Annotated in this window: 3 protein-coding genes; 1 reads left to right on the top strand and 2 read right to left on the bottom strand. The window is 72.1% G+C overall.

Annotated features, from left to right (window positions below; translation table 11 throughout):
- Nucleotides 1–28: 28 nt before the first annotated feature.
- Nucleotides 29–2,161 carry a bifunctional glycosyltransferase 87/phosphatase PAP2 family protein gene (locus tag ACFXG1_RS32975; RefSeq protein ID WP_384745858.1) on the bottom strand — a complete coding sequence of 711 codons (2,133 nt, stop codon included), beginning with the start codon at nucleotides 2,159–2,161 and terminating at the stop codon, nucleotides 29–31.
- A gap of 371 nt (nucleotides 2,162–2,532) precedes the next feature.
- Here ACFXG1_RS32975 and ACFXG1_RS32970 point away from each other — a divergent pair, with 371 nt between their 5' ends.
- Nucleotides 2,533–3,225 (top strand): O-methyltransferase, encoded by a 693-nt coding sequence (locus ACFXG1_RS32970; protein ID WP_384721286.1) that lies wholly within the window; start codon nucleotides 2,533–2,535, stop codon nucleotides 3,223–3,225.
- Between the two features lie 63 nt (nucleotides 3,226–3,288).
- Here ACFXG1_RS32970 and ACFXG1_RS32965 read toward each other — a convergent pair whose 3' ends face one another.
- Nucleotides 3,289–3,636: an antibiotic biosynthesis monooxygenase family protein gene (locus ACFXG1_RS32965; protein ID WP_384745856.1), complete on the bottom strand. Its 348-nt coding sequence runs from the start codon at nucleotides 3,634–3,636 to the stop codon at nucleotides 3,289–3,291.
- Nucleotides 3,637–3,711 lie beyond the last annotated feature (75 nt).

The following is a 3,711-nucleotide window of genomic DNA, read 5'->3' as shown; positions in this document are numbered from 1 at the left end:
CTCCGCCATCACCGCGCGATGTTCCGGTTCAGGTCGCCGACTTCCCCGCGACAGCCGTACCGCCGCCGCCGTCCGGGTCTCGGCCTCCGGCCCCGGCAGGGTCGGGCACCTGGCTCTCCACCGGGGTCCTGGCCGCCGGTACGGACACCTTCGTCTCGACGGCGGCCGAGGATCCGTCGATCCCGTCGGCCGGGGGCCCGGCCGGCGCACCCACGGGCACGGGTTCCGCCGCCTCCGCCGTCTCCGCCGCCTTCGCGGCCTCCGGGACCGCCGACCGCCGCCCCGAGAGCACGTACGTCAGACCGAATCCCGCGGCGACCACGATCGCGCCGCCCAGCGCGTCGAGGATCCAGTGGTTGGCACTGGCGACGATCACATAGAGCGTGATCAGCGGGTGCAGCAGGCCCAGGGCCTTCATCCACATCTTGGGCGCCAGCATCACGATCACCACACCGCACCAGAGCGACCAGCCGAAGTGCAGCGACGGCATCGCCGCGTACTGGTTGGTGACCGCGGTCATCGCGCCGAACTCGGGGTTCGACAGGTCCTCCGTGCGGTGGACCGTGTCGATGAAGCCCATCCCGGGCATCAGCCGCGGCGGGGCCAGCGGGTAGAGCCAGAAGCCGACCAGCGCGAGCAGGGTGGCGAAGGCGAGCGACGCGCGCGCCCAGCGGTAGTCCGTGGGGCGGCGGATGTAGAGCACCGCGAGTACCGCCAGCGGTACCGGGAAGTGGAACGACGTGTAGTAGAAGCTGAGGAAGTCCGTCAGCCACTCCACCTTCGCCGCGGCCATGTTGATGCCGTGCTCGATATCGATGCCGATGGCCTCCTCGATGGAGGCGATCTGCCGTCCGTGCTCCTCGGCGGTGGCCGTGGAGGCCGTCGCCGCCAGCCGGATCTTGGAGTAGATGGCGTAGCCGACCCGGATCGCCACCAGCTCCAGCAGCAGGTTCGGGCGGCTCAGCGCCCGCCGCCAGAACGGCAGCAGGGGCACCCACCGCCACCGGGACGCGGGCGGGGTGGCGTACTCCGTCGGCAGCGGACGGGCGAACCGCGGATCGGTCCGGGCCAGGAACGGTACGGCGCAGGCGGCGGCGAGTGCGGCGATCAGGACCGCGTTGTCGCGGAACGGGTGCAGGAAGCCCATGTTCGGCAGCAGCATCTTGCCCGGCAGCGTCAGGGCGAAGATCACGAGCACCGGCCACAGCATCCGGTCCGCGGCCTTCTTGCCGACCCGGCCGACGACCGCGAGCAGCACCCACAGCAGCTGGTGCTGCCAGGTGGTGGGCGAGACGGCGACGGCGACACAGCCGGTGACCGCGACCGCGAGCAGCAGCTGGCCGTCGAGGGCGTAGCGGACCGCGCGGCGCAGCCCGACCCCGACCACGGCGGCGGCCAGCACCAGATAGAGCGCGATCTCCAGCGGCCCTTCGAGGCCGAGGCGGAGCAGGGCGCCGTGCAGGGACTGGTTGGCGACGGCGTCGGACGCGCCGCCGAGTCCGGCGCCCGCGGCGTGTTCGACCCAGTACGTCCAGGAGTCCCCGGCCATCGCCGCCCAGGCGACGGCCGTACAGGCGGCGAAGGCGGCGGCCGAGGAGACCGCGGCCCGGCGGCGCCCGGTGAACCAGAGCAGCGGGGCGAAGAGCAGCACGGTGGGCTGGAGGGCCGCGGCGATACCGATGAGGATCCCGGACGTCCGTTCCCCGCGGGCCACGAAGCAGCCGAGGAGGACGAGGAGGACCGGGATGATGCTGGTCTGGCCGAGGTAGAAGCTGTTCCGGACGGGCAGCGACAGCATCAGCAGGCTGATCGCGACGGGCGCGGCGAGCAGCGCCGTACGGCGCGATACGGGGCCCGGCAGGGCGCGGGCGACGACCAGTCCTATCGCCACGACGAGCAGCAGGGTGGCGAAGGTCCACACGACGCCCAGGCTCTGCTCGGCGGTGCGGGTGAGCGGTTTCAGTACGAGCCCGGCGAAGGGGGTGCCGTTGAACCGGTCGTTCTCGTAGAGCGATCCGGCCACGTGCAGGACGCCTTCGGGGCCGACCCAGGCGTCGAGATCGATCAGGCGCTCGCCGGGCGGCCGGCGGAGAACGACCGCCAGTTGCCGTACGGCGAGCACGGCGGCCAGGAGCCAGAGCACGGCTCTCGCCGCGCTCATCCTGGTGGCTGCCCCCCTCGCGGTATCACTTCCGCGCACGCTGTGCTCCGCGTTCGCCACGTCGCGCCGCGCCTCCCCTACATCCCGAAATGCCGGTGTTTCCTGGTCCACGGGCCGTCGTCACCTGCCGAAGAGGTGACACGGCCCCGAAATAGCCTCGCATTGCCCAGAGAATGAGACTCGGGCAACCCCCTCTTTGCCTGACTGTCGCCCGGTTTTGTTCGGATGTCCGGCCGGATCCCGGCCATGGCGGACCGGCCCGGGGAACGGACGGGAACAGTGCCCGGCTCTCCGTACCGCCGACCGCACCACGATGTGCGGCGCGGTGCCCGAGGGGGTCGCGGGGCACGGGGACAGCTTAGGTTGAGGTCATGACCGATGCGTACGAAGAGGCGGCAGGGGCGCGCTGGAACGCCGTGGACGCCTATGTGACGGAGATGCTGGTTCCGGCGGACGAGGTGCTGACGGCGGCGCTGGCGGAGAGCGAGGCGGCGGGGCTGCCCGCGATCGCCGTCGCCCCGAACCAGGGCAAGCTGCTGTATCTGCTGGCCCGCACCCTGGGCGCCCGGCGGGTGCTGGAGATCGGCACGCTGGGCGGCTACAGCACGATCTGGCTGGCCAGGGCGTTGTCCGAGGGCGGCAGGCTGATCTCGTTGGAGTACGACGAGCGGCATGCCGCGGTGGCGCGGGCCAATCTGACGCGGGCGGGTCTCGACGCGATCGCGGAGGTCAGGACGGGTCCGGCGCTGGAGACGCTGCCCAAGCTGGCGGCGGAGCCGGGCGCGGGTCCGTTCGATCTGGTCTTCGTCGACGCGGACAAGGTGAACAACGCCCGGTATGTGGAGTGGGCCCTGAAGCTGTCCCGGCCGGGCACGCTGATCGTGGTGGACAACGTGGTACGGGGCGGGGCGCTGGTCGACCCGGCGGCGGACGATCCGTCGCTCCGCGGCACGCGGGAGATGTTCGAGCTGGTGGCACGGGAGCCGCGGCTGGACGCGACGGCGGTCCAGACGGTGGGGACGAAGGGATACGACGGGCTGCTGATCGCCCGCGTCGTGGAGTGACACCGGGTCCGCCCCCGCCGCCACGGCCGGGCGGCGGGGGCGGGCGGCCGGGATCAGCCCTGGTCAGCCCTGGTCGGCGGGCTTCGGTCCGGCGGACTGGACGACCTCGAAGGACCACAGGGTGGAGTCGGTGGCCGCGGGCTTCGGCTTCTCGCCGCCCTCGGCGGCACCTTCGGCGGGCTTGTGGGCGCCGCGCATCGAGCCCGCCATCCACGCCTCGAAGTCGGCCTCGCTGCGCCAGCGGGTGTAGACGAGGTAGCTGTCGGTGCCGTCCAGCGGGCGGAGCAGCTCGAACCACTCGAAGCCGTCGCTGTTCTCGACGCTGCCCGCGCGGGACGCGAACCGCTTCTCCAGCACCTCGCGCTGTTCGGCGGGGACGGTCAGGACGTTGATCTTCACAACACTGGCCACGGGACATCCTTCGCAGAGACGGTCTGGTCCGACCGTATCGCCCGAGCCCGGGGACGCCGCCGTCCGGGGTACCCG

This window comes from Streptomyces sp. NPDC059248, assembly GCF_042753905.1.
GTDB lineage: Bacteria > Actinomycetota > Actinomycetes > Streptomycetales > Streptomycetaceae > Streptomyces.
Note: the sequence above shows the minus strand (reverse complement) of the source record. Positions and strands in the feature narration are given on the sequence as shown.

Excerpts from the sequence above, each read along its gene's own strand:
- ACFXG1_RS32970 (WP_384721286.1), top strand. The coding sequence starts at position 2,533 with ATGACCGATGCGTACGAAGAGGCGGCAGGGGCGCGCTGGAACGCCGTG.
- ACFXG1_RS32975 (WP_384745858.1), bottom strand. The coding sequence starts at position 2,161 with ATGAGCGCGGCGAGAGCCGTGCTCTGGCTCCTGGCCGCCGTGCTCGCC.